This is a genomic window from Campylobacter sp. RM9328, assembly GCF_012978615.1.
In genome coordinates this window covers 155,274-179,741 of the sequence record NZ_LIWF01000001.1, presented here as the reverse complement: position 1 = coordinate 179,741, position 24,468 = coordinate 155,274, and the positions used below count along the sequence as shown (strand labels likewise).

22 protein-coding genes are annotated in these 24,468 nt (G+C 37.6%); 10 read left to right on the top strand and 12 right to left on the bottom strand.

All coding sequences use genetic code 11. The annotated features are described in order from the left end of the window. Nucleotides 1-60: 60 nt before the first annotated feature. The 4 genes from CCAL9328_RS00990 to efp are packed head-to-tail and all read left to right on the top strand — an operon-like array spanning nt 61 to nt 4,368. The gene (locus CCAL9328_RS00990) at nt 61-1,716 is read left to right on the top strand and encodes a 30S ribosomal protein S1 (RefSeq protein WP_169936265.1); all 1,656 of its coding nucleotides are present in this window, start codon (nt 61-63) and stop codon (nt 1,714-1,716) included. 5 nt (nt 1,717-1,721) lie between these two features. Then, nucleotides 1,722-2,207, top strand: coding sequence for a hypothetical protein (locus tag CCAL9328_RS00985; RefSeq protein WP_169936267.1), 486 nt, complete (start codon nt 1,722-1,724; stop codon nt 2,205-2,207). Next, a complete protein-coding gene (serA, locus tag CCAL9328_RS00980) occupies nt 2,204-3,781 on the top strand; it encodes a phosphoglycerate dehydrogenase (RefSeq protein ID WP_169999783.1) in 1,578 nt (525 codons plus the stop codon). The genes CCAL9328_RS00985 and serA overlap by 4 nt, the downstream gene beginning before the upstream one ends. Nucleotides 3,782-3,801: 20 nt before the next feature. After that, nucleotides 3,802-4,368, top strand: coding sequence for an elongation factor P (gene efp, locus CCAL9328_RS00975; protein ID WP_169936272.1), 567 nt, complete (start codon nt 3,802-3,804; stop codon nt 4,366-4,368). A gap of 25 nt (nt 4,369-4,393) precedes the next feature. On the opposite strand, the gene CCAL9328_RS11125 is transcribed toward efp, so the two are convergent. Then, a complete protein-coding gene (locus tag CCAL9328_RS11125; RefSeq protein WP_257792146.1) occupies nt 4,394-4,639 on the bottom strand; it encodes a SelT/SelW/SelH family (seleno)protein in 246 nt (81 codons plus the stop codon). A gap of 91 nt (nt 4,640-4,730) precedes the next feature. On the opposite strand from CCAL9328_RS11125, the gene CCAL9328_RS00965 reads away from it, so the two are divergent. The 4 genes from CCAL9328_RS00965 (at nt 4,731) to dnaE (ending at nt 10,435) form a co-directional block, all read left to right on the top strand. Beyond that, nucleotides 4,731-5,288, top strand: a complete 558-nt coding sequence (locus tag CCAL9328_RS00965) for a DJ-1 family glyoxalase III (RefSeq protein ID WP_169936274.1) — start codon at nt 4,731-4,733, stop codon at nt 5,286-5,288. 220 nt (nt 5,289-5,508) lie between these two features. Beyond that, nucleotides 5,509-5,754 (top strand): RNA-binding regulator, encoded by a 246-nt coding sequence (gene rbp, locus CCAL9328_RS00960; RefSeq protein ID WP_169936276.1) that lies wholly within the window; start codon nt 5,509-5,511, stop codon nt 5,752-5,754. Nucleotides 5,755-5,899: 145 nt separating this feature from the next. Beyond that, entirely contained in the window at nt 5,900-6,727 is an 828-nt protein-coding gene (locus CCAL9328_RS00955; protein ID WP_169972056.1) for a glutamate--tRNA ligase family protein, read from the top strand. A gap of 102 nt (nt 6,728-6,829) precedes the next feature. Next, nucleotides 6,830-10,435, top strand: coding sequence for a DNA polymerase III subunit alpha (gene dnaE, locus CCAL9328_RS00950; protein ID WP_169999781.1), 3,606 nt, complete (start codon nt 6,830-6,832; stop codon nt 10,433-10,435). A gap of 46 nt (nt 10,436-10,481) precedes the next feature. On the opposite strand, the gene CCAL9328_RS00945 is transcribed toward dnaE, so the two are convergent. Together CCAL9328_RS00945 and CCAL9328_RS00940 are read right to left on the bottom strand one after the other, a co-directional pair. Further along, nucleotides 10,482-11,471, bottom strand: a complete 990-nt coding sequence (locus tag CCAL9328_RS00945) for a sensor histidine kinase (protein ID WP_283240773.1) — start codon at nt 11,469-11,471, stop codon at nt 10,482-10,484. Beyond that, nucleotides 11,464-12,300, bottom strand: coding sequence for a DUF234 domain-containing protein (locus tag CCAL9328_RS00940; RefSeq protein WP_169936284.1), 837 nt, complete (start codon nt 12,298-12,300; stop codon nt 11,464-11,466). Before CCAL9328_RS00940 ends, CCAL9328_RS00945 begins: the two co-directional genes overlap by 8 nt. Before the next feature lie 112 nt (nt 12,301-12,412). Here CCAL9328_RS00940 and CCAL9328_RS00935 point away from each other — a divergent pair, with 112 nt between their 5' ends. Then, nucleotides 12,413-13,723 carry an aminotransferase class V-fold PLP-dependent enzyme gene (locus CCAL9328_RS00935; protein WP_169999779.1) on the top strand — a complete coding sequence of 437 codons (1,311 nt, stop codon included), beginning with the start codon at nt 12,413-12,415 and terminating at the stop codon, nt 13,721-13,723. Here the strand turns inward: CCAL9328_RS00935 and thiE are convergent. The 5 genes from thiE to CCAL9328_RS00910 are packed head-to-tail and all read right to left on the bottom strand — an operon-like array spanning nt 13,703 to nt 17,226. After that, nucleotides 13,703-14,308, bottom strand: a complete 606-nt coding sequence (gene thiE / locus CCAL9328_RS00930; RefSeq protein WP_169936288.1) for a thiamine phosphate synthase — start codon at nt 14,306-14,308, stop codon at nt 13,703-13,705. The two genes, CCAL9328_RS00935 and thiE, sit on opposite strands and share 21 nt — an antisense overlap. After that, nucleotides 14,305-15,039: a bifunctional hydroxymethylpyrimidine kinase/phosphomethylpyrimidine kinase gene (gene thiD, locus CCAL9328_RS00925; RefSeq protein WP_169999777.1), complete on the bottom strand. Its 735-nt coding sequence runs from the start codon at nt 15,037-15,039 to the stop codon at nt 14,305-14,307. The genes thiE and thiD overlap by 4 nt, the downstream gene beginning before the upstream one ends. Before the next feature lie 23 nt (nt 15,040-15,062). Further along, on the bottom strand, nt 15,063-15,776 hold the full coding sequence (locus tag CCAL9328_RS00920; protein WP_169936292.1) for a transporter substrate-binding domain-containing protein: 714 nt from the start codon (nt 15,774-15,776) through the stop codon (nt 15,063-15,065). 18 nt (nt 15,777-15,794) lie between these two features. Next, a complete protein-coding gene (locus CCAL9328_RS00915; RefSeq protein ID WP_169936294.1) occupies nt 15,795-16,523 on the bottom strand; it encodes an amino acid ABC transporter ATP-binding protein in 729 nt (242 codons plus the stop codon). After that, nucleotides 16,516-17,226, bottom strand: a complete 711-nt coding sequence (locus CCAL9328_RS00910) for an amino acid ABC transporter permease (RefSeq protein ID WP_169936296.1) — start codon at nt 17,224-17,226, stop codon at nt 16,516-16,518. Before CCAL9328_RS00910 ends, CCAL9328_RS00915 begins: the two co-directional genes overlap by 8 nt. 161 nt (nt 17,227-17,387) lie before the next feature. Here CCAL9328_RS00910 and putP point away from each other — a divergent pair, with 161 nt between their 5' ends. Beyond that, nucleotides 17,388-18,875: a sodium/proline symporter PutP gene (putP, locus tag CCAL9328_RS00905; protein WP_169999774.1), complete on the top strand. Its 1,488-nt coding sequence runs from the start codon at nt 17,388-17,390 to the stop codon at nt 18,873-18,875. 7 nt (nt 18,876-18,882) lie between these two features. Here putP and mnmC read toward each other — a convergent pair whose 3' ends face one another. Genes mnmC through tyrS form a run of 4 tightly spaced genes read right to left on the bottom strand, consistent with a single transcriptional unit; the run spans nt 18,883 to nt 24,452 of the window. After that, nucleotides 18,883-20,757: a bifunctional tRNA (5-methylaminomethyl-2-thiouridine)(34)-methyltransferase MnmC2/FAD-dependent 5-carboxymethylaminomethyl-2-thiouridine(34) oxidoreductase MnmC1 gene (gene mnmC, locus CCAL9328_RS00900; protein ID WP_169999772.1), complete on the bottom strand. Its 1,875-nt coding sequence runs from the start codon at nt 20,755-20,757 to the stop codon at nt 18,883-18,885. Then, the gene (locus CCAL9328_RS00895; RefSeq protein WP_169999771.1) at nt 20,754-22,160 is read right to left on the bottom strand and encodes an N-acetylmuramoyl-L-alanine amidase; all 1,407 of its coding nucleotides are present in this window, start codon (nt 22,158-22,160) and stop codon (nt 20,754-20,756) included. Before CCAL9328_RS00895 ends, mnmC begins: the two co-directional genes overlap by 4 nt. Next, on the bottom strand, nt 22,153-23,250 hold the full coding sequence (locus CCAL9328_RS00890; protein WP_169999769.1) for a nitronate monooxygenase: 1,098 nt from the start codon (nt 23,248-23,250) through the stop codon (nt 22,153-22,155). The genes CCAL9328_RS00895 and CCAL9328_RS00890 overlap by 8 nt, the downstream gene beginning before the upstream one ends. Beyond that, nucleotides 23,250-24,452 (bottom strand): tyrosine--tRNA ligase, encoded by a 1,203-nt coding sequence (gene tyrS, locus CCAL9328_RS00885; protein ID WP_236860501.1) that lies wholly within the window; start codon nt 24,450-24,452, stop codon nt 23,250-23,252. Before tyrS ends, CCAL9328_RS00890 begins: the two co-directional genes overlap by 1 nt. Nucleotides 24,453-24,468 lie beyond the last annotated feature (16 nt).

Sequence of the window (24,468 nt, the reverse complement as noted above, 5' to 3'; positions counted from 1 at the left end):
TATTAAATATAATAAAATACTTTGCCCTGCGTGGCATAAAAAAACATAAAAAGGACCAAGATGGCTGTGAACAAAAACGTTCAAATTGAAGCAAATGAAGAAGAAGATTTTGCTGCGATGTTAGAGGAGTCTTTTAAAAAGACTGAAGAGGATAGTGACGGTGTTATCGTCGATATAAAAGGCGAAGAGGTTTCTGTAAACGTAGGTAAGAAATCAGAAGGTATTTTAAATATTTCTGAGATCACTGACGCAGATGGAAATTTAATGTATAAAGTTGGCGATACTATCAAGGTTGCCATAACTGGTTCACGCAGTGGAAGACCTGTTTTGTCACACAAAAAAGCTCTTAGAAAAGAGAAAGTAAAAGCCTTTATAGACTCTTTTGATCCTGAAAATTCAGGCGAGATTGACGTAAAAATCATAAATAAAAACAAGGGTGGATTTATCGCTGTTGATGCAAATGGTATTGAATTTTTCCTACCTAAAACTCAAAGTGGCTTTAAAAACACAAATGATGTTGTTGGTAAAAGTTGCAAAGTAAGAGTTATAAAAGTAGATAAAGATGAGCAAAGCATAGTTGTATCTCGCAAGAAAATTTTAGATGATGAGCGCAGAAAACGCAAAGAGGCTTTATCAAGCATAGTTGATAATACCGATGTGCTTGAGGGAACTATTAAAAAAATAACAACTTACGGCATGTTTGTTGATGTTGGCGGAGTTGATGGTCTTGTTCACTATAGTGAGATCAGCTACAAAGGTCCGGTAAATCCAAATTCTTTATATAAAGAGGGCGATAAAGTTCCTGTTAAAGTTATTAGCTACGATAATGAAAAACGTCATTTATCATTATCTATCAAAGCTGCTATGCCAAATCCTTGGGAAGAGATAAAAGATGGTCTAGAAGTTGGCGATACTATTAAAGTTATCGTTAGCAATATCGAGCCATACGGTGCTTTCGTAGATCTTGGTAATGATATAGAGGGATTTTTACATATTTCTGAAATTTCATGGGATAAAAACATTAAAAATCCAAAAGATCACATCTCCGAAGGCGAAGAGATCGATGTAGAGGTTATAGAGATCGACGCTAAGGGACATCGTTTAAGAGTTAGTCTTAAAAATTTACTTCCTAAACCTTTTGATGAATTTAAAGCAAAATTTAAAGAGGGTGATGTTGTAAAAGGTGTAGTAACGACAGTAACAAATTTTGGTGCATTTGTTCGCATTGATTGCGTTGAAGGACTACTTCATAATGAAGATGCTTCATGGGATAGAAACAACAAGTGTAAAGACATGTTTAAAGTCGGAGATGAGCTTGAAGTTAAGATCATTAAGATCGATGATGCAGAGCAAAAAATTTCTCTTAGCTTAAAAGATCTTGTTAAAAGTCCTGTTGAGGAATTTGCCAGCAAATTTAATATCGGAGATATCGTTAAAGGTACTATCCGTGATATTAAAGACTTTGGCGTTTTTGTTGAGCTTGGAAATAACGTTGATGCGCTTATTCGCAAAGAAGATCTTGGAAGCGTTGATAGTGACACGCTTAAAATTGGAGATGAGATAGAGGCTGCTATAGCGTTTATAGATGAGAAGAAAAATAGAATTCGCTTAAGCATTCGTCGTCTTGCTAAACAAAAAGAGCGCGAAGTATTAAATGAAATCAATGATGATGACAAGATAACTCTTGGCGACATTATCAAGGAACAATTACAGTAGTGTAAATGGGTAGAAATGCTCTTTTTGGCGTAGTGATTTTTTTATTGCTGATACTCGGAGTTTGCGGGTTCTTTTTATGGCGATACGCAAATTTAAATTTGGCGGAGACTCCGACTCAGCATTTTGGCCAAGAAGATGTGTCTACCCAAGTTCAAACACAAAATAATAGCGGTTGGATGGGTGAGCTTGCTTCCATCGATAAAAAAGACTATGCTTTATCGGCTAATGAAATTTTTATCGAATACAATAAGCCAAAGGTTCAAAAAAGTCAAATTACCGCATATGAACTTATAATCGATAAAAATGATATCTACTCGATATTTTGTCTAATGCAGACACTAAAAAATACTTTTGTTGATTTTACGGTCATAAAAGATGGTGTTAAAAGCCAAATTTTTTTAAATACTCAGGACTCAAAGTTGCTTCAAAATATTATATTGGAACTTAAAAACTACGACATTCATTCAAGTGTAAGAGAGGTTAAGCTATGAAGACTATTATCGTTTGTGATGCTATACATCCAGTTGGTTTTGAACTTTTAAACAAGGAAGAAAACCTAAAAATCATTGATGCTGTCAATGTGCCAAAAGATAAACTTTTAGAGATATTGCCAGAGGCTGATGTTGCTATAACTAGAAGCTCTACTGAGATAAATGAGTCCTTTTTAAATGCAGGTAAAAAACTTAAAGCTATCGTTCGTGCGGGTGTTGGTGTAGACAACGTAGACATAGATGGCTGCTCTCGTCGCGGTATAATAGCGATGAATGTCCCGACAGCTAACACTATTGCGGCAGTTGAGCTTACTATGGCACACATGCTGGCAGCTGCTAGAAATTTCCCGTATGCTCACAATGACTTAAAGATAGATAGAATTTGGAAGCGTGAGAAATGGTATGGCGTAGAACTTTTTAACAAAACACTTGGTGTTATAGGCTTTGGAAATATTGGTTCTCGTGTTGCGGTTCGTGCAAAGGCATTTGGTATGAATATCATTGTATATGATCCATATATCGACCCGACAAAAGTCGTTGATATGGGAGGTGTATACACTAGAAATTTCGATGACATTTTGGCTTGCGATTTTATAACTATACATACACCAAAAAATAGTGAAACAACAAACATAATCGGTAAAGATGAAATAGCTAAAATGAAAGACGGCGTGCGCCTAATAAACTGCGCGCGCGGTGGACTCTATAATGAAGAAGCGCTTGCAGAGGGTTTAAAAAGTGGCAAGATAGCTTTTGCTGGCATTGACGTATTTACAAAAGAGCCCGCAACTTCTCATCCTCTTTTAGACTTACCAAATGTTAGCGTTACTCCGCACCTTGGAGCAAATACGCTTGAGTCACAAAGAAATATCGCAGTAGAAGCAGTAGAGCAAGCTATTAGTGCGGCAAGAGGTATTAGCTATCCTAATGCCTTAAATTTACCGATCAAGACAGACGATCTACCGCCGTTTGTTGAGCCTTATATCGAGCTAACAAGCAAGATGGCCTTCTTAGCTGCCCAGCTAAACAAAAAAGCGATAAAAGCTATTCGCATAGAAACTCACGGCGCTATTAGCAACTATGCAAACTCAATGCTTACATTTGCGATAGTTGGAGCACTTAAAGAGAGTTTGGGAGATGCGATTAATTATGTAAACGCTAAATTTTTATGTGATGAAAAAGGTATAGCAACTGAAGCTACAGTTGGCGGCGATAGTATATTTAAAAACAAAATTACCGTTCGCATCACAACAGAAAATGATGTTGTGAGTGTTGGCGGAACAGTATTTGGCGAAAATCAGCAGCGCATCGTAACAGTTAATGGCTTTAAGACTGACTTTAAGCCAAAAGGCAAGATGATCGTCTTTAAAAACAACGACGTTCCAGGTGTTATCGCACAAATCAGCACAATACTTGCTTCTGAAAAGATCAATATCGCAGACTTCCGTCTTGGTAGAGATGAGCACGGCATGGCACTTGCTGTTATTTTGGTTGATGAAAACATCAGCAAAGAGACTTTAGCAAAACTAAATGCGCTTGAAACTTGCGTTTGGGCGCAATACGCAGTTATTTAATAAATTTATTAGGAGAAAATATGGCTTCATATTCAATGGGGGATTTAAAAAAAGGCTTAAAAATCGAAATCGACGGTGTTCCTTACAAGATCGTAGAATACCAACATGTAAAACCTGGTAAAGGTGCGGCATTTGTTCGTGCTAGAATCAAGTCTTTTATCGATGGAAAAGTTCTTGAAAAAACATTTCACGCAGGAGATAAATGCGAACAGCCCAATCTTGAAGATAAACAAATGCAATATCTTTATGACGATGGCGAATATTGCCAATTTATGGACACTGTTACTTATGAGCAAGTTGCAATATCAGATGAAGATGTGGGTGACGCAAAAAAATGGATGATTGATGGAATGATGGTTGATATTTTATTTCACAACGGTAAAGCGATCGGAGTTGAAGTTCCACAAGTGGTTGAACTTAAGATTGTTGAGACTCCGCCAAATTTCAAAGGTGATACTCAAGGTGGTAAAAAACCTGCTACTCTTGAAACGGGTGCTGTTGTGCAGATACCTTTTCACGTGCTTGAGGGCGAGGTTATACGCGTAGATACCGTTAGAGGCGAATACATCGAACGCGCAAATAAATAATATAGGGGCAAATAGCCCCTTAAATTTATGCTATTTTAGCTCTTATCAGGCGAGTGATCTCGTCTCCATGTGGAAAACGTGGCTCATTTGTGCCAATTAGATCTTTTTTTGAAAAAAGAACCTCTCCATTTAACTCAACGATGAAATTTCCACCATCTCCTATGATCTTCTCAACCTTGATATCGTCAAAATTTTTATTTAACTCTTCTTCTACACGAGAAGCTACAGGACGATAGTTTCAAGAGTTGCAGTAAGTGATTTTTACTTGCATCTTTTATCCTTTCCGCCTTTTAGGCAGAGAGATTTTATCTAAATTTTACTAAATAGTTTTATAATATAAAAAACCATTTAAAGGACTAAAAATGAATAAAGTTGCGGTTATTTTGGCAAACGGCTTTGAAGAGATAGAGGCTTTAAGTGTTGTTGATATCTTAAGACGCGCACAGATTGATACCGTAACTGTCGGTCTTGATAGAGCGCTTGTTACGGGGTCGCACGGTATCGCAGTGCAAAGCGACATCTTGCTTTCTGAGTTAAACGAGATGGAATTTGACATGATAGTTTTGCCAGGCGGTCTTCCTGGAGCTACAAATTTAGCAAAAAGTGAAGAGCTATGTTCTTTGCTTAGAAAATTTGATGATAACGCAAAATTAATAGCTGCTGTCTGTGCTGCACCGATGGCGCTTGAAGCAGCCGGTGTTTTAAAGCAAAAATTTACATGCTATCCTGGCTTTGAAAGCAGTGTAAGAGCCAACAAATCAGGCTATACGAGTGATAAAAAAGTTGTCTTTGATCATAATATAATTACATCATGCGGTCCTGCTATGGCTATGGAATTTGCGCTTGAGCTTGTTAAAGAGTTAAAAGGCATCGGCGTGTATGAGAGTGTTATGAGTGAATTACTTTATGATAGATTATAAAAAATATGTAATTTATTTTTTAAATTTATACCTCTTAAGTTTAGAGTAAAAATTTAAAATTAAAATTAGCAGAAAACGACTATTTTTAGGCTATTTGCACACTTTAAAAATTTAATGTTTTATTTTTAAATTAATTTCTTAAATTTTATAGCTTTTTGCATAAAATTTAGATACAATACAACAACCGAGTTATCGGAAATTTTTTTAAGGAAACATTCCTGTGAATATTTATGTTGGAAATTTGTCATACCGTATGACAGACGCAGAGCTTAAGGAGGCGTTCGCGCCGTTTGGTGAAATTAGACGTGCTAAAGTCGTTATGGATCGTGAGACTAACCGCTCAAAAGGTTTTGGTTTTGTAGAGATGGATGATGATACGGCCGCTCAAAATGCCATTACTGAACTAAACGGTAAAGAGATCGGCGGACGTGCGTTAAGAGTTAACGAAGCTCGCCCAAGAGATTAAAAACCATTTGCCACCGGATGGGTGGCAAATTTAAACTTTTATATAGTTTTGCTTTTTATATGTTTATCTAAAGATATCTCGTGCTATAGCGTGTAAATTTTTAGTTAAACATTTTATATTTGTAGCTAAATTCTATATCTCATTCATGCTTTGCATTCATGAAAATAATCAAATAATCTCGCGTATAGCACCGACTCCAAGTGGCTTTTTGCATACGGGAAATGCCTATAACTTTCTACTGACCTATCTTTACACACGCTCAAAAAACGGCTTTTTATATCTACGTATAGATGACTATGATGTCACTAGATATCAAAGGCAGTATGTCCAAAATATCTTTGATGTGCTTGAATTTTTGGGTGTTGATTACGATGGTGGGGCTAGAAGTGTTCTTGAGTTTGAGAGTAAATTTAGCTTTAAGCACCGCTTTGAAATTTACAAAAAAGAGCTTTTAAGACTTGACGATACGTATTTTTGCGATTGCACAAAAAAGACACCAAACGCTTATGTGGACGGCGTTTATACAGGTCTTTGCAGAGATAAAAATTTAAAATACGAAAAAGACAAAACAGCACTTCGCATAAATACTAATGGTGAAATTTATCTTGGGGATTTTGTTTTATTTAAAAAAGACGATACGCCATCGTATAACTTTGCAAGTGTTGTTGATGATGAACTTTTAGGTGTAAATTTTATCGTGCGAGGAGAGGATCTAAATGAGTGCTCCGCGGCTCAAATTTATCTTGCAAAAAAGCTTGGTTTTAGATTTTTTGACGCTAAAATCATCCATCACGAACTACTTATAAAAGATGGTAAAAAGTTAAGCAAATCCTCAAATGCTCTCGCAATAAATTTAAAAGAAGATCCAAAAATTTACTACTCGCTTGTGGCTAAAAGGCTAAAATTAAATCCAGGTTGTGCCGATAGTTTGTCAAATTTACTTTATGAATTTCAAACAAAAATTTCTTTTTAAACATCCGCGTAAAGTATAAATTTAATATAAAATTTTTCATACAAATTTCATACGTTTATTAGCTATTTTTGGGTAGAATTTGCGCCATTAAAAAGGAAAAATATGAGTGATTTTACACATTTGCATCTACATACGGAATACTCATTGTTAGATGGGGCAAACAAGATAAAAGAGCTTGCCAAGACACTAAAAGAGCAGGGCGTAAAAAGCGCTGCAATTACTGATCACGGCAACATGTTTGGTGCTATCGACTTTTATCAAACCATGAAAAAAGAGGGCATAAAGCCACTTATTGGCATCGAAGCTTATATCCACAACCAAGACGAGCTAAATGATAAAAGCACTAAGCAGCGTTTTCACCTTATCTTGATCGCAAAAAACCAAACCGGATATAAAAATTTAATGTATCTAAGCTCGATGAGCTATGTCGAGGGATTTTACTACTATCCGCGCATAAATAAAAAAATACTTAAAGAGCATAGCGAGGGCGTGATATGTACTGCTGCGTGCTTGCAAGGTGAGGTTAGTTGGCATTTAAATTTAAGCGAGAGAAACCTAAAATACGGAGCGAAAGGTTACGAAAAAGCAAAAGAAGTAGCGCTTGAATATAAAGAAATTTTTGGAGATGATTTTTATCTTGAGATCATGCGTCACGGTATAGGCGATCAGCGCAGGATCGATGATGATATACTAAAAATTTCAAGAGAAACTGGCATAAAGGTTATCGCGACAAACGATACACACTATACTTTCAAGGAAAGAGCAGATGCTCATGAAGTATTTATGTGTATTGCGATGAACAAAAACTTAGACGATCCAAATCGCTTGCGTCACAGTGTTCATGAGTTTTTTGTGAAAACTCCAAAGCAGATGAATGAGCTTTTTTTAGATATCCCAGAAGCGATAGAAAATACGCAGGAAATAGTAAATAAATGTAACTTAGAGCTTGATCTTGGCAATCCAACTCCTCCGAATTTTAAATTTACTATCGAATACGCCAACGAGCGTGGACTAGAGCTTCCTGAGCCGCAAAACAGATATAGCTTTGTAAATGATGCGGTATTTTTTGAATACGAATGTAAAAAAGGGCTTGAAGAGAGGCTAAAATTCGTTCCTCAAGAACAACATGAGATGTATAGAAGTCGCTTGAAGACAGAGATAGATATCATAAATAAAATGAATTTCCCGGGCTATATGATGATAGTCTGGGACTTTATCAATGAGGCGAAAAAGCGCGGTGTTCCGGTGGGTCCGGGACGTGGATCTGCTGCGGGAAGTTTGGTTGCGTATTCGCTTAAGATAACTGACCTTGACCCGATACCTTATAGCTTGCTTTTTGAGAGATTTCTAAATCCAGAACGTGTAAGCATGCCCGATATAGACGTGGACTTTTGTCAAACAAGACGCGGTGAGATTATTGATTATGTTACTGATAAATACGGTAAATTTAACGTCGCAGGAGTTATAACCTTTGGTAAGCTACTTGCAAAGGGTGTTATACGTGACGTTGCCAGGGTTTGTGGTATGCCTTATGCCGAAGCAGATACTATGGCAAAGCTCATACCGGACGAGCTGGGCATAACATTAAAAGACGCCTTTGAAAAAGAACCAAAAATTTCTGAGCTCATATCAAGAGACGGTAATGCGGCTCGTGTTTGGAAATTTGCGCTTGACTTAGAGGGGTTAAACCGAAACGCAGGTCAGCATGCTGCAGGTGTGGTTATCTCAAACGAAGAGCTTTGGAACAAGACACCATTGTTTCGCCAACCAAACAGTCCTGAAGATCACTATGTGACGCAGTATAGTCTAAAATATTTAGAAGATGTCGACCTGATAAAATTCGACTTTCTTGGACTTAAAACTTTAACCGTTATAGATAACGCTATAAAGCTGGTTAAGGCAAGAACCGGCAAAGACATAGTTTGGGAAAATATCGACAAGAACGATAAAAAAGTTTACGACATGATACAAGGCGGCGATGCGATAGGGATATTTCAGATAGAAAGCGAGGGCATGAGAAAGCTAGGAACTAGCCTAAAACCCGACTGCTTTGAAGACATCGTCGCGATGCTTGCTCTTTATCGTCCGGGACCTATGGAGAGTGGCATGCTTGATGACTTCGTTAAGCGTAAGCACGGAGAGGCGGCGATAACTTATGCTTTTCCTGAGCTTGAGCCTATCTTAAGCCCTACATACGGAGTTATAGTCTATCAAGAACAGGTTATGCAAATAGTTCAGAAAATAGGTGGTTTTAGCCTTGGCGGTGCCGACCTTGTTCGTCGTGCCATGGGTAAAAAAGACCCAGAGCTGCTAAAGAAGCAAAAGGATTTATTTGTTGAAGGCGCTATAAAGATGGGCTTTGATGCGGATAAGTCGGGTGACTTGTTTGACCTTATCTTAAAATTTGCGGGATACGGCTTTAACAAATCACACTCAGCGGCTTATGCCTACGTCACGTTTCAAACCGCGTATCTAAAGGCCTACTATCCAGCTGAATTTATGGCGGCATTATTAACAAGCGAGGAAAACAACACCGACAAGATCGTGCGCTACATCGATGAGAGCAAAAGGCTAAAGATTGATGTGGTAGGACCTGATATAAACCACTCTATGAAAGAATTTAGTGTTGTTGAAACTGATGGTAAAGATCAGATCATATTTGGATTTGGCGCGATAAAGGGTGTCGGAGGAGCCGCGATAGAAAGCATGATAGGTGAGAGAGAAAACGGCGGCTTTAAAGATCTTGATGATTTTGTTTCTCGCGTAGATTCGTTTAAAGTTAACAAAAAGGTTATTGAAAGTCTTGTGAAATCAGGCGCAATGGATAGTTTTCACTTGACTAGATTTTGCTTGATAAATAATATAGAAAATATCCTAGAAGCATGTAAAAATGCCGCCACACTTCGCAAAAATGCCACAGAGAGCCTTTTTGGCGAGGATGAAAGCATGAATGAAGTTAAGGTCAAACTTTTACCAACTGATGTCGAGTATAACAAAAAAGATATGCTTCAGTTTGAGCAAGAAAGTGTCGGAATTTATCTTTCTGGACACCCGCTTGATGAGTATAAAGTGCAGATCGAAAGTATCAAATACACTCTAAGCTCGCAGTTTGATACCTTGCCGCAAAATTCAGAGATAATGGTAGTAGGTAAGATAGAGGACTTTAGTACCAGGATAACCAAAAGCGGTAAAAAAATGGGCACTATAAACATACTTGACTTTCATGGAAGTATCGAGATAGCGGTCTTTGAAAGAGAGCTTGTTAGAGTGGAAGAAATTCTAGCAAGCAGTGAGGAGAAAAATTTACCTTTTGCATTTAAGATAAACATAAGCAAAGATGATCAATTTATAAGAGCAAAATTAAACTCCATCCACACTCTTAGTGAGGCAGGTGAGCTTAAATTTGAAACTAGAAAACTAAAACAGTTTGGCAACTATGCTAAAAAAGATGAGAAACAAGCTCCGCAAAAAGTAAAAGAATACGAGCTTTTAGAGGTTATTTTGGATTTAAATGAACTAAGTAAAGACAAGATAACAAAACTTTACACGCTTGGTTTTGACGAACATCAAGCAGGAGTCGATAAAAACAACAAACGCCTTGTGTTAAAGATTAAAAACAGCCAAACGGATGAAATTTTTGTCTACAACACGGAATTTATCGTTGGAGATAACTTCGGACAAAAAGCCTTAAATTTAATGGCTGGATAAAGCGCATATAAACTACTAAATTTTACATCAAATTTAGTAGTTTTTGCTATTTTTTATATATCGGCAAGCTTATACAAAAAGTTTTTGGCGACAAGGTTACTTCTATGCTGCCCTTGTGAGCTAGAATAATTTGCAGGCAAAGGGACAAACCAAGTCCGTTGCCTTTTAGCTTGCTTGTCTTAAATGGCTCAAAAACCATCTTTTTATCATTGATTTTCACTCCGCTATCTCTGATATAAAATTTATGCTCTTGTGGGGTCTTTTCATAGCTTAGTGCGACTTCGCCACTCTCATCCTCACTCTCTTCTATCGCGTCTATCGCATTAAATATTAAATTTTGAAAAACCATGCCAAGCAAGTCTTTATCGGCGTTATAAAAGGCGCTTTTAAACCTGAGATCAAATTTAATATCCTTTGAGTATGTGTAGGATTTTATCGCCTCTTCACACTCCTCTTTGAGCTCTAGAAAATTAAATACATCAGGATTTATCTGAACACCTTTTGTAAAGAGCAAAGTTGCTTTTATGATACGTTCTACTCGCCAGATCGCCTTTTGTATCTCACCAACCATAGGTTTGATCCTATCATCGGCTTTTCGTAAAAGCGTGCTTGTTAAAAGCGAGACAGAGCCGATGGGGTTTCTTATCTCGTGGGCTAAATGAGCCGCCACTTGTCCCATAGAAGCTAGTCTTTCATTGCGTTTTTCATTTGTTATATCTACTGCGGAGACGATTTTTTTATCATCTTTGTTTGCGATTTTAATGAGATAAACACAACCTTTAAATTCTATCTCGCCAGGAGTGTTTAAATTTATATTTTGAAAAAGTTCGGAGTCTTTTATGGCTTGTGAATTTTGCAAAAAAAGCGTTCCGTCGCTATTTAGCACCCAAAGTGCGGTAGGCATGACGTCCACCACGTCTTTTATGATCTTTTGTAGATTTTCATAAGAATAGTGTAAATTTTTATACTCTTGTTCGATAAGATATGTTTGTTCGATTAGGCTTTTTAAGCCGTCTTGGATGTTTTGGTTAGTCATTAAGCAACCTTTCAAAATCTTTAATCTCATAAAGTCTAACCCGCTCATCTTTTAGCTCTCTTAGCTCTTTACTAAAGCCGTTTCTTGAAAACAGCATTATAATGTCCGGGTTTATGTCAAGTTTTTTACACTTATAAAGTAGTAAATTTAATATGTTTTTGCAAATTTTTCTCTCTTTGTATTTTGCTTCACCAACTACAAGCTTATCGTTAAATTGCAAAAAAATATCTATCTCTATTCGTTTTTTCCAAAAGCTGTCTATATGATCTTTTATGCCTAAAATTTTAGCCATCAACTCGCCGCAAAGAAGCTCAAAGCCAAGGCTTGCGTATTGGTCAAATTCGCTTTTGATGATCTCTAAAAGCTTTTTTTCGTCCCCGTTTTTTAAAAGTTCTAAATTTGGCTCTATAAACCTAAACCAAAATCTTGAGAAATGGCTGCTAAAGTGCATTTTATCTTCTATCTTATATCTGCGTTCGCTCTTTTTTAAACTCTGGTGTTTTATGCGTTTTACAGGCTCTTCTCTGCTTTTTTCTACAAATAAAAAGTCCTTTTTAAAAAGCTCGGCATAGACTTTGTTGGCTAAATTTTTAGGTAGAATTTTAAGGATATTAAATTTTTTTCTATCGCTTCTTGCTAGTTTTATAAGAGCTGATTTTATGGCTTGCTCTCTATCGCTTTGAAAGTAAAATCTAGCCATGAAATTTTTGTAGTTTTTTAAAATTTCACTCTCTATCGCTTCAAAAACATCGTAATACGATCCTTTAAGCTCAAAATCATCAAACACAAGATGAAATTTAATAAGTTCATCGATCTCAAGGTGTTTCATTCTGATATATGTTGAGTTTAAAGATTTGATTTTTGGCTCCTTGCGACTTTATTGTAACATAAAATTTAGCAAAAACGGCTATAATCTTCACTTAAAATAAAAGGGTTGTTTTTTGATAAATTTAGAGCATATTAGAAGAAATATTATCTTACAAGATGGAATTTATTATTTTGACTATACGGCTTCAGGACTAGCTTATGAAAGTATAGAAGACCGCATAAGACAGATGCTTAAAAGCTATGCAAATACACACTCGGATAGTTCTTCAAGCGCGGTTGCGACTCAAAATTTATATGAAGAATCAAGAAAAAAACTTAAACAATTGCTAGGGCTTGATGATAGCTTTTATCTGCTTCCTTGCGGATACGGCTCTACGGCAGCTATTAAAAAATTTCAAGAGCTAACAGGGCTTTATATACCTCCAAAAACCAGAAAAAGATACCACATAAAACCTACGTCAAACTCCCCGCTTGTTATCATCGGACCTTATGAACACCACTCAAATGAAGTAAGTTTTAGAGAGGCTATGTGTGATGTTGTAAGAGTGGGGCTTAGCAAAGAGGGCGGCATAGACTTTACGAATTTAGAGCAAATTTTACAACTAAACTCAAAAAGAGAGATCATAGCTAGCTTTAGCGTAGCCTCAAACGTAACTGGCGTTATTAGTGATTATAAGAAAGTATATGAGCTTGTAAGGCGTTATGGTGGTATTTTGGCGTTAGATGCAGCGAGTTTTAGTGCATATGCAAATGTTGATTGCAACTACTTTGATGCTCTTTTTCTCTCTCCGCATAAACTCCTTGGAGGAGTTGGAAGCTGTGGACTACTTGCTATCAAAAAAGAGCTAGCAACCGATGAGGAGCCGACTTTTGCCGGCGGAGGCACCGTAAGTTACGTTAGTAGAAGATCGCATATGTTTGTTAAAGATACAGAACAGCTAGAGCAAGGTGGAACACCTCCCATTACTCAGCTTGTTAGAGCTAGATTTGCGTATGAATTAAGAGGCGAGATAGGGTTTGATAATATCTGTGAAAATGAAAACGAGCTTGGAGAGTATTTTGAGCAAGGCATAGCTCGAATTCCAGACTTGATAAATTATCGCCCGAAAGATCTTAAAAAACTACCAATATTTTCGTTTAATATTAAAGATATTTCGCCGTATGATTTTGCTGCTCTTTTAAGCAACGACTATGGCATACAAACTAGGGCAGGGTGTGCATGCGCCGGACCTTATGGTCATGAGCTACTTGGTATGAAAGACGATGTTGCCACTTCGCAAAAGTCTGGCTGGGTCAGGGTAAGTTTACACTATACACATACATTTGAGGATGTTGATTATTTGATTAATGCCATTAAAGAGAGTATCAAAAAGTATCGCGATATGTGGGCGGAAGAGCGCTCTTTATATGCGATTATGGGATAGGGCTTTTAAATTTTTAGTGATAGAATTTGGCCGATATATGGCGGTTACAACAGCGATTAGGTCGATGTCTAGGTCGTAAATTTGATCTATATTACTAGCATTTATCCCTCCTATCGCACAAATTGGAATGTTTAAAATTTCTTTTGCTTTTTTTAATGTTTCTAGGCTAACTCTCGGTGCGTTTGGTTTGGTTTGGCTGGAAAATACAGAGCCAAACGCCACATAGCTAGCTCCGTCTTCTTGGGCTTTTATGGCCAAATTTACATCGTTGTAGCAGCTAACCCCGATAAATGTGTCCTTGCCTAAAATTTCACGAGCTTTATTTATATCAGTGTCATCTTTACCTAAATGAACGGCATTTGCTCCTATACTTTTTGCAAAATATATGTCATCGTTTACGATAAATTTGGCGTTATATTTTTGGCAAAGTGATAAAATTTCACGCGCTACTGCTTGATTTTTAACAGCTTTTTTGGAGCGAAATTGAAAGTATTTAACGCCAAATCGTAAAATTTCATCCACTTGTGCGACGATAGTTTCATCGGGCGTTAAAACATCGTCGCTTAAAGCGTAAATTTCACTCATATTTTTATTTTATGGTTTAGAAGATTTTTACCAAGTTTTGTTGTAAGTCCATTTTGTATGGCTTGATAGACATAGTTTTTAGCTTTCGCGATAGACTCCTCCAAGCTTAAGCCTTGTGTTAAAGAGCAAGCGATGGCGGTTGAAAATGTGCAACCGGCTCCGTGCATGATTAGCGGATCGGCCAAAGGAGTGGCGAAATTTTGGCTTGAGCCATCTTTTCTATATAGTGTATCAACGCTTTTGTCGTCCACAACTTGCTTTTTAACGATAACATCACAAGGAATGTTTGTAAAGTCGTTGTTAAATAGCTCTCTTGCCTCATATCTGTTTGGAGTAGCAATTGTTGCAAAGCTTAGCAACTCCTTGAGTGCAGATATGGCTTCATCTTCGATTAGCTTTACGTTTGATTTACTGATGCAAACAGGGTCGATTACGATAGGGACGTTAAATTTAGGTAGCCAGTTTTTAACAACTTGTATGACGTCTTTGTTAAAAAGCATACCGACTTTTATCGCATCTATCTCTAGCTCTTCGGTTATGCCTCTAATTTGTGAATCAACAAAATTCGCGCTAATACCTGAAATATCGTAAGTAACCTGAGTGTTTTCGCAAACAAAAACCGTCATTGCTGTTGCGCTATAACAACCAAAGGCTTCGCAAGTTTTTATGTCGGCTTGAGCGCCGGCTCCTCCTACACTATCAGAACCGGCGATAATAAGTATGTTTTTCACACTTCTCCTTAAAATTTAAAGACTTATTGTAGATCGTATTTTTTAGCTATGGCGTCAAAAGTGCCGTCTGCTTTTAGCTCCTCTAGAGCTTTGTTTATCTTGCCTATGATTTCTGTTTGTTTACCTTTATCAAATGCTATCGAAAAGCCTTCGCTTCCGTCAGGTAGCTTTAAAAATTCTTCTAAGTCGCTATTTTGTTTTAAATAACCATATCCGATAGAACTATCAACTAAAACGATATCTACTTTGCCTACTTTTAATCCCATAATAGCGCCTAGGATATTATCAGAAGGAACCACTTTAGCACCCTCTATCATGTTTGCTGCAGCCTCTTGAACAGTGCCTAGTTGAACGCCTATTTTTTTACCTTTTATGTTGTTTTCGTTTATGTCAGAGCCTTTTTTGCGGATAAATAAATTCTCTGTAGCATAGTAAGAGTCTGTAAAATCAACCGATTTTCTTCTGTCGTCAGTTGCGCTCATGGCCGACATTACGGCATTTATCTTGCCTGCTTTTAATGCAGGGATAAGTCCGTCAAAGCTGATGTTGTGTAAAGTTACTTCAACGCCTATTTTTTTAGATATTGCTTCTATTAACTCTACGTCAAATCCACTAGGTTTAGCTTGATCGTTTATAAATTCAAACGGCGGGTAATCCATACTCATGCCAACTTTTAACGTTTGTGCGTTTAATACACCCAAAAGCCCAACAGCAACAAGTGCTAAAAATTTTCTCATATCTATCTCCTTTAAAATTTAGTGATTTAAAACTTTACCCAAGAATTCTCTTAAGCGTGGATTTTGTGGATTTTCAAATACATTTTTAGGCGTATCATCAACCGTTATCCTTCCGCCGTCCATGAAGAAAATTCTATTTGCTACGTTTTTAGCGAAGCCCATCTCATGTGTAACAACAAGCATCGTAAGTCCTTTGTTTGCAACGTCTTTCATTATATCAAGCACTTCACCTATCATCTCTGGGTCAAGGGCTGATGTCGGCTCGTCAAACAAAATAACATCAGGACTCATGGCCAAACTTCTTGCTATAGCAATGCGTTGTTTTTGACCGCCTGACAGTTTGTGTGGGAAAGCTTCTCTTTTGTCGCTTAGTCCGACACTTTTTAGTAGTTCGTCAGCCTTTTTGATGGCCTCTTCTTTGTTTAAAATTTCCGCTTTTATCGGAGCTAGGATTAAATTTTCGAGGACGTTTTTGTTTGCAAAAAGATTAAAGTGCTGAAAAACCATGCTTACTTTTTGGCGAATTTTATTTATATCCGTGTTTTTGTCAGTTATATCTTCGCCTTTTATCTTTATATGTCCGCTTGACGGCTCTTCAAGGCGGTTTATGCAACGCAAAAATGTGCTTTTACCTCCACCGCTTGGACCTATTATGGCGATTATCTCGCCCTCTTTAATGTCAACGTTGATGTCTTTTAAAACTTGCAAATCACCGTAGTTTTTGTTTAAATTTCTAATCTCAATCATGGCGATTTAGCCTTTTTTCAAGTAGTCTAACCAAAAGCGCGAAAAATTTAATACTAACATAATAAACAAGTCCTGTAAAAAGTATCGGTTTTGGGTTGTAAAATACAGCCTGCAAGCTCTTGCTTTGCATAGTTATGTCAACCACGCTTATATAACCTACGACCGAAGTTTCCTTAAATAAAGATATAAATTCATTAGCAAGAGCGGGTAGGATATTTTTAGTAGCTTGCGGCATAACTATCTCGCGCATGGAAACATAGTAGTTTAGTCCCATTGCTCGCGCGGCCTCCATTTGACCGCGATCTACGCTGTTTATACCGCTTCGCACGATCTCTGCTACATAAGCCGAGCTATTTAGTCCTAGTGCAATGATGGCTACATAAAAGTTATCACTCCAAGTTGCAAATATAACTACTGAAAATATAAGAAGCTGGATAATAATCGGAGTTCCGCGAAGTATATCAATATACTCGTCGATGATAAAATTTAATACTTTTACATTTAAAAATTTTAAAAACGCTAGGAAAAACCCAAGCGCAATGCCGATTAGTATGCCACCAAATGCAAGACCAAGCGTTACGCCATAACTCTTTAAGTATGCCGTTTGTTGTATCTCGTTCATTTCTGTCGGATATGTGTAGTAAGCGCCTATGGTTACTATAAGAACAAAAAAGAGAATTTTTAAAAATTTTTCGTTAAACAATACTCGCCCTTTATCAAATTCATAAGCTTATAATAATACGAAAAAATTGATATTTTTTTGCTTAAATTTATCAAATTTGCAACAATTGAAGCGGGTTTGATTAGCTTTTAAAAAAACTTTTAATAAAATAAAAACTTTATATTTTGTTAAAAAGGACTATCATGGGCATTGGGGCTTATGTCGCGATTGCGCTTTATTTTGGATTTTTACTTTTTGTCGGAAGGTATTCGTATAATAAAAACGCAAATATGGGAGAGTATCTACTTGATAATCGTCACTTAGGACCCATAGTTACAGCGCTTAGTGCGGGAGCTAGCGATATGAGTGGCTGGATGCTTCTTGGCGTGCCTGGAGCACTTTATGCCGTTGGTATCGCAAATATCTGGATGGTGATTGGACTTATCATAGGAGCTTATCTGAATTACTTGCTTTTAGCAAAGCGTCTTCGTGTTTATACAGAGGTTGCAAGTGATAGCATCACAATACCTGATTTTTTAGAAAATCGCTTTAAGGATAGAACCAAAATTTTACGTATAGTATCAGGGCTTATCATCCTTGTGTTTTTTACGCTTTATGTAAGTAGCGGGATAATCGCAGGCGGAAAGAGCTTCGAGGCCTTTTTTGGTTTGCCGTTTAATTATGGAGCGATATTTACCTTGGCAATAGTTGTGTTTTATACTTTTTTTGGTGGTTTTCGCGCTGTTTGCATAACAGACGCTTTTCAAGGAACACTTATGTTTTTTGTGCTTGTCGCTATCCCGTTAACTGCCTTTTTTAATCTAAATTTACCGGAAAATACAAATTTATGGGCGGAAATTTCAAAGCTTAGCACTGCCCATTTAGACCCTTTTACCAACCAAACTTTTTGGGGAATTTTGGGTCTTATGGCGTGGGGGTTTGGCTACTTTGGACAACCGCATATCATTGTTAGATTTATGGCGATAAGAAATTCGCAAGAGCTTGCCCAGGCTCGTCGTATCGGCATAGGCTGGATGACGATAGGTCTTGCCGGAGCTATGATGAGCGGACTTATAGGATTTGTTTATTTTTCTACAAGAGGAGGGCTTGGAGACCCTGAAACGGTCTTTTTAAAGCTTGGCGAAGAGTTGTTTTCGCCGTTTTTGCTAGGAATTATCATCTCGGCTGTTTTAGCCGCTATCATGAGCACTATTTCAAGCCAACTTTTGGTTAGCTCAAGTTCTGTGACAAAGGACTTTATCCTAGCTTTTTATAAAAAAGAAATTTCAACTTCGACGCAGGTTGCTATCGGTAGATACGCTGTTGTGGCAGTTGCTTTGGTGGCCACTATTTTAGCTTTTGGTTCAAAAGAGAGCGTTTTAAATGTTGTTGGTAACGCATGGGCTGGGTTTGGAGCTAGTTTTGGTCCTGTGCTACTTTTTAGCTTGTATTGGAAGCGTATGAGCGCGCTTGGTGCGTTGGTTGGGATGATAGCAGGCGGTGCAACGGTGTTGTTTTGGATAAGCTCCGGGTTAAATTCTTATGTTTATGAAATTTTACCGGGTATCATAGCTTCAAGTATTGCTATTGTGGTTGTAAGTATCTGGGGAGATGCGATAAATAAAATGACTGCCGAGCCAAACGAACAAGTCATAAAAGACGAATTTGATAGGATGAAAACCAGACTTTAACGGCGAGCTAAATTTTAGCTCGTTTTAGTTTTCTCACTAAAAATCTAGCCGGATGAAGGTCGTTAAATAGACTTTTTTCTATGCAAAGAGGGCGATTTAAAACAAGATCTCCTATGAGTTTTGCGCCAAGTATCGCAGTGCCTAGACCTCTTGAACCGTGGGCAAAATTTACAAAAACATTTTGTTCGTATTTGGGTAGGGCGTTATTTGCTTTATGCTTTGTCCAAAACAAATCCTTGTAAACGCTTTTATAATACTCTTCGTCATGTAGCGCGCCGATAATTGGGAAACGATCCGCGCTATAGCTTCGAAATCCTACTTTTTGCGAGATAATCCTGGTATTTTTAATATCTATAAAATCGCTTAGTTTGTTTAAATTTTCGTTGTCATCATCTGCTCTTGGATTGGGGTCAATATCACCTCTGGCATATGTTGCGCCGATTATTTGTATGTTGTTTTTAGCAGGACAGATATAGCCAAGTGCACTTAGAGGCATGGTGTTATTTAAAATTTTTTCTATATGTGTAACCTGTCCTCTAACTGAACTTATAGTGATATCTTTGTCGCCAAAAATTTCCGTGCTTTCGCTTCCTGCCGCAAAGATCAAAAAGTCGGCTTTTATGCTTTTTGTCTTTTTATCGTGTTTAAATTTTATGCTTATTTTGCCGTTTTTTAGGTGTTTATGGCTTAGGTATTTGTGCGAGAGTAAGACTTCAAACTCTTTGGCTAGTTTTTTACAGGCTTTTATGGGGCAAACATGCGCTCCGTCTTTTATGAGCAGTGCAGGATATGGCTTTGCGCTTTCGTCATAGTCAAAAATACCTTTTGAGTCATCGCTAAACCTGCTCTCATAACGTCTTTTTAAAAGTTCGTCATAGGCGTATTCGATACAGCCTGTAAAATTTATCTCTTGTTTGCTTAGAGTGTTTTTATAAAATCTTACCGCTTGTAAAAATGCGTTAAGATGCATTCGACCTAAATTTACTTCAGGCTTTGTGATTAACGGAATTAGCGCTCCGGAGATATTACCGGAACCGTTTGTGGCAACTGAATTTTCTTTTTCCATTAAGGTTACCCGTATGCCGTTTTTACTTAGTTCATAAGCGGTTGCAAGACCTGCTATGCCCGCGCCTACAATAATGGCGTGTGAATTTTTACTTAAATTTGTAGTTTTTGCTCTTTGAAACCATGGATTTACGCTGCTTTGTGTTTTATGCTTTAATACCGCATGACTCATCTGTCGTTTTTTGCCGTATCCTTTTAGTAAAGTTAGTTCAAAGCCTGATTTTATAAAATTTTCGCGTACGATTTTTGCACACGAATATGTCTTTATAACTGCCTCTATCTTACTTAAACGAGCGACCTCTTTAAAAATTTCTTCGTCCCACATTGAACTATTTTTACTTGGAGCAAAGCCATCCATAAACCAAACATCAGCCTCAAAGTCAAGTTCCGGTAAAATTTCTTTTGCTTCGCCAAAGCACAGATCAAGAGTGATATTTGGGCTAAATTCTATCCTGTGTATACCACTAATGATAGGAGGATATAGACTAATTAGTTTTTTACTCAAAAGCTTAAAGGCGTTAAGCTTTTTATAAATTTCTTGTAGATCGTTTGGTGAAATGGGGGTCATTTCAATACTAACAAAGTGAAGCTTTTTGTCTGTATTTTTAAATTTATTGCAAAGCGTTAAGAAATTTAAGCCTGCCCCAAAGCCAAGCTCTGCCACGATGAAACTGTTTTGATCTTCAAAAATTTCATCTATAGCGCTTGCAAAAACGTATTTACTTTCGCCTAGAGGATCGCTAGTGTTAAAGTAAATATCGTTAAATTCTTCGTTAAAGGCGATCTTGTCTTTGAAATTTATAATTGCCGTTTTCATCTGTTTTTAGCAAAATAGCTCTCAACGCCGTTTGCTATACCTTTTGCAAGTGCGTTTTGATATGCACTATCATATAACATCTTGCCTTCTGTTGGGTGTGTGATATAACCGATTTCTATTAGCACAGCAGGCATTAATGCTCCTACGAGCACCCAAAACGGAGCTTCTCTTACTCCGCCGTCCGTAGCTTTATAAACACGTCTTGCCTGCGATAAAATTTCACGTTGCATGTCTATGCCTAGTTTGTTTGAAGCGATGATTTTTTCGCGGTTTAAGAAATTTAAAAATGTTTGCTGGGAGAAATAATTCATCTCTTCGATATCTGATTTGTTTTCAAGAGCGGCAGCATTTTTGCTTCGTTCAGATCTTGCGGGAGAGAGGAAAAATGTCTCTATGCCGTGCATCGTTTTTGCTTTTTGTGCGTTTGGTGCGGCATTTGCATGTATGGATAAAAATAAATCTGCGTTTTTGTCATTTGCAAATTTTGTTCTTGTTCTTAGGTTGATAAATTTGTCGTTATTTCTTGTAAAATACACCGTATAACCACTTTTTTGAAGGTATTCGCCAAGTTTTTGAGAGACTGCTAAGACGGCAACTTTTTCTTTTAAACTGCCGTTTACCGCTCCAGGGTCTGTTCCGCCATGACCGGGATCGATGACTATTATTTTATTTTTCTTTGTTGCCGGTGTTTGCGGTATAGCTTTACTCTGTGTTTGAGCTTGTATTTTGGTGTTGGTTTTTACGTTTTTTACGTTTTCTTTTGATATGAAATTATCCGTAGTGATGATTAAGGTATTGTCTTTTACGTCCGCTTTTATTGTTTTTTGTGAAGAGTCGCTAAATACTATGCGAACTGTTTTTTTATCAAATTGCGCTATGCGGATACTATCGACTATGAAATTTTTATAATTTAAACTTTTTCCGTTTAAAATCGCCTCTATGTCGATGACATTTCTATATGCCCCTTTTTGGTTTAAGGAGAAATTTTTAAGTTTTATATCATCAAGCGACTGGTTAAATTTTAAAACCAATGTATCATCCACCTTGCTTGCGCTTAGCATGTAAAGAGGTTTTGCGGATTGTTGCTGTGGAGTTTCTCTTTTTGTGGTTTGGGTTGTTGTTTTTATGCCCCTTAATTTGTTTAGATCGGTTACATATGACTTTGAGTCTAATTTTAGTGCTTTTGCACTAGTTATAAGTCGCTCCAAGCTCTCTTTTTTTAAATTTATATCGTTTTTTATGATGGCTTGGACATAAATTCGCTTAATATTTTCGTGCATTGTTGCTTTTTGTGTAGCCGTAGCATTTGCAAAGCTCTTGTCGAAATTTGCAAACACTTGGCTCTCATTAGCACCAAAAAGTGCTATTGCTAAAAACAAAAACAGGGCTAAAAATTTATGCATTTTCGCCTTGTGTTAGCTTTTTGATCAGCTCTTTCACGCTTATTATCTCGTTTAGTCTATATCCGTTTGTGCCTGTAAAAAACAGACCTGTTTCTTTAACTCCGGCATAAGCATCATAAAGTCTATCGGCGATACAGTATCCTACCATTTTTGCTTCTTTGCCGTGTCCACAAGGCGCTACGCAGTTGCTTATGCACTGAATTTTGGGTGCTATTTTTTTCTCGATTAGTGAAAATAAATTTGTCTTAATACCTCTTGCAGGGTAGCCGACAGGGCTTTTTATAAGCTCTATATCCTCTTGTTTTGCATCAAGCAACATTTGCTTAAAGTTATCACTGGCATCGCACTCGTGAGTTCCGATAAAACGAGTTCCCATTTGAACACCGTCCGCACCAAGAGAGATAGCTTTTTCGATATCGTTTTTATCCCAAATTCCTCCTGCCGCAAAGAGCGGAAAGTCGCCCCATTGCTTTATCTCTTCTTTTACTTGCGGGATTAGCTTTTCAAGTTGATACTCGGGGTCTACGCATTGCTCATATGTAAAGCCTTGGTGTCCTCCGCTTAAAGGCCCCTCAAGAACAACGGCATCTGGCAAGCGGTTGTATCTTTGTGTCCAGCGCTTGCAGATTATTTTGAGTGCTTTGGCTGAACTTACGATGGGAACGAGCGCAATATGCTTAAATTCTTGTGTAAATTCAGGTAAATTTGTAGGTAGTCCCGCGCCGGATATGATTATGTTAAAACCCGCTTCACATGCGTCTTTTACTACTCTTGCGTAGTCGTTTGCTGCATACATGATATTTACGCCAAGTGGTATATCGCCGCATACTTTGCGAGCGTTGTCTATTATGGCTTTTAATCCTGCTGCAGAGTAGAAATTTTCACTTCCAAGAGGTTTTAAATTTAGTTCTTTGCTTATGTGGCTGCGATTTTCATAGTGACCTGTTCCAACGGAGCTAATAACTCCAAGTCCACCCTCCATGCTAACTGCAGAAGCAAGCCTGTCCCAGCTTATACCAAGACCCATGCCACCTTGAATGATAGGAATTTTAAGCTCGTATTGGCCTATTTTAACCGGTTTTAAGTCCATCATATAACCTTTAATCTGGCAAATTTTTTCTTGCCAACTTGTAAGACGTATTCGCCTTTGTTTAGTTTAAGCTGTTCGTCTTTTATTTTATTTTGATCGATACTTACGGCATTTGCCGCTATATCGCGCCTTGCTTGAGAATTTGTAGGAGTAAGTCCACAGTGTGTTAATGCCTCTACTATCCAAGCCGGTTCATTCATGCTAAATTCTTTTATATCGCTTGGAAGTTCGCCTGAGGCATGAACGTTATTAAACTCATCACGTGCTTTTTGGGCCGTTTCTTCATCATGATAGCGAGCTGTTATCTCAAAAGCCAAGTCCTCTTTTGCTTTTTTAGGATGGTAAGAGCCGTTTTTGACAGCCTCTTTAAGAGCTGCGATCTCATCAACGCTTTTTTGACTTAAAAGCTCATACCAGCGCCACATAAGCTCGTCTGATATGCTTAGCGTCTTAGCGAACATATCATTTGCATTATCGGTTACACCGATGTAGTTGCCTAAGCTTTTACTCATTTTATTAACACCGTCAAGACCTTCAAGAAGAGGCATCATGATAACTGCTTGCTCTTTACCGATATTATAAACACGTTGCAAAGTTCGTCCCATTAAGAGGTTAAATTTCTGATCCGTTCCTCCCATTTCGATGTCGCATTTCATAGCAACACTGTCGTATCCTTGAAGTAGCGGATACATAAATTCGCTAATGCTTATCGGGGTTCCTGCTTTTAGTCTTTTTTCAAAGTCATCGCGCTCTATCATACGAGCTACAGGAAATGTGCTAGTTAGTTCGATAACACCTGCCGCTCCAAGTTCGTTACACCAAGTAGAGTTAAACATTATCTTGGTTTTGCTTGGGTCTAAAATTTTAAAAACTTGCTCTTCATATGTTTTGGCATTTTTTAAAACCGTTTCTCGGTCAAGCTTCTTGCGAGTTGCAGATTTGCCGGTAGGATCACCAATCTGTCCAGTAAAATCACCTATTAGAAATTGTATAATGGCTCCGTGTTGTTGAAGTAGTGCCATTTTGTTTAAAACAACCGAGTGCCCTAAGTGCAAGTCGGGTGCTGTTGGGTCAAATCCTGCTTTTACGTAGAAATTCTCGCCATTTTCGTAGAAATTTTTTATAAGATTAAGCACTCTTTCTTCATCGATCATTTCGGCAACGCCTTTTTTGATCTCTTGCATTATTTTATTTAAATCAATCACTCGTTCTCCTTAC

Coding starts and splice junctions, on each gene's coding strand:
- CCAL9328_RS00990 (WP_169936265.1), top strand. CDS start 61: ATGGCTGTGAACAAAAACGTTCAAATTGAAGCAAATGAAGAAGAAGAT.
- CCAL9328_RS00985 (WP_169936267.1), top strand. CDS start 1,722: ATGGGTAGAAATGCTCTTTTTGGCGTAGTGATTTTTTTATTGCTGATA.
- serA (WP_169999783.1), top strand. CDS start 2,204: ATGAAGACTATTATCGTTTGTGATGCTATACATCCAGTTGGTTTTGAA.
- efp (WP_169936272.1), top strand. CDS start 3,802: ATGGCTTCATATTCAATGGGGGATTTAAAAAAAGGCTTAAAAATCGAA.
- CCAL9328_RS00965 (WP_169936274.1), top strand. CDS start 4,731: ATGAATAAAGTTGCGGTTATTTTGGCAAACGGCTTTGAAGAGATAGAG.
- CCAL9328_RS00955 (WP_169972056.1), top strand. CDS start 5,900: ATGCTTTGCATTCATGAAAATAATCAAATAATCTCGCGTATAGCACCG.
- dnaE (WP_169999781.1), top strand. CDS start 6,830: ATGAGTGATTTTACACATTTGCATCTACATACGGAATACTCATTGTTA.
- CCAL9328_RS00945 (WP_283240773.1), bottom strand. CDS start 11,471: ATGACTAACCAAAACATCCAAGACGGCTTAAAAAGCCTAATCGAACAA.
- CCAL9328_RS00940 (WP_169936284.1), bottom strand. CDS start 12,300: ATGAAACACCTTGAGATCGATGAACTTATTAAATTTCATCTTGTGTTT.
- thiE (WP_169936288.1), bottom strand. CDS start 14,308: ATGAGTGAAATTTACGCTTTAAGCGACGATGTTTTAACGCCCGATGAA.
- CCAL9328_RS00920 (WP_169936292.1), bottom strand. CDS start 15,776: ATGAGAAAATTTTTAGCACTTGTTGCTGTTGGGCTTTTGGGTGTATTA.
- CCAL9328_RS00915 (WP_169936294.1), bottom strand. CDS start 16,523: ATGATTGAGATTAGAAATTTAAACAAAAACTACGGTGATTTGCAAGTT.
- putP (WP_169999774.1), top strand. CDS start 17,388: ATGGGCATTGGGGCTTATGTCGCGATTGCGCTTTATTTTGGATTTTTA.
- mnmC (WP_169999772.1), bottom strand. CDS start 20,757: ATGAAAACGGCAATTATAAATTTCAAAGACAAGATCGCCTTTAACGAA.
- CCAL9328_RS00895 (WP_169999771.1), bottom strand. CDS start 22,160: ATGCATAAATTTTTAGCCCTGTTTTTGTTTTTAGCAATAGCACTTTTT.
- CCAL9328_RS00890 (WP_169999769.1), bottom strand. CDS start 23,250: ATGGACTTAAAACCGGTTAAAATAGGCCAATACGAGCTTAAAATTCCT.